Consider the following 718-nt stretch of genomic DNA (forward strand, 5'->3'; position numbering starts at 1 on the left):
AGTATTCCTGAATATTACCACTATTTTTAAGAGAATTAACGACGTTATAAATGGTTTGGATGGCCCGATTTAATTTTTTAGCGATATCCGTTACTTTTTTACCGCTATCGTAATAATTTTCTATCCAAATCAATTCTTTCATGGTAAGATGTGTATAAGCCATTTGTGTGTACTCCTTCCTTAGCATGTGATCATATGTTTAGGATACCATACAAATGGCCTTTTTATTTTTCTAGCTTAATTTTACTATCCAAGCAATTATATGGACTTTATCGATAATTCGTATTAACAAAATAAAAAATTGGCACCATTTATAAATCTAACTTAAAAATGATGCCAATACAAAATATAATTAGTTATTAAATATTTTATTAAGTTCGACTATTAGCTTCTCTTTTAATGCCATTAATTCAGTATCTGATGGACGATTCGATTCACTATACATTAATTCCATAGGATACCACCAAACTGGACCTTTTCCTTTATTACCATAGTTTTCTATATCACCCACTACCCTTGGAAACAAATGCCAGTGTAGATGTGAATCTCCATTACCTAGTAGTTCATAGTTAATTTTATCTGCATTAAAACCTTTATATACAGCCTCTCCTACTAATGACATTTCTTCTAAGAATTTCAATTTAAAATTCTTTTCTAATTCAAAAAGTTCTGTCTTATGTTGTTTACATAAAAAACCTTAAGAGTGCTTCGCACTCTA

The 718-nt window shown here is 29.7% G+C and carries 1 protein-coding gene and 1 pseudogene; both read right to left on the bottom strand.

Going from position 1 to position 718, the window contains the following annotated elements; translation table 11 throughout:
- Positions 1-187: helix-turn-helix domain-containing protein (locus HMPREF2811_RS11900; RefSeq protein ID WP_371441400.1), on the bottom strand; the 187-nt coding region annotated here is incomplete at its 3' end.
- 165 nt (positions 188-352) lie between these two features.
- Positions 353-694, bottom strand: a pseudogene (locus HMPREF2811_RS03990) (HIT family protein); the annotation flags it as partial.
- Between the last annotated feature and the right edge of the window lie 24 nt (positions 695-718).

It is taken from the genome of Globicatella sp. HMSC072A10, from assembly GCF_001811625.1.
Lineage (GTDB): Bacteria > Bacillota > Bacilli > Lactobacillales > Aerococcaceae > Globicatella > Globicatella sanguinis.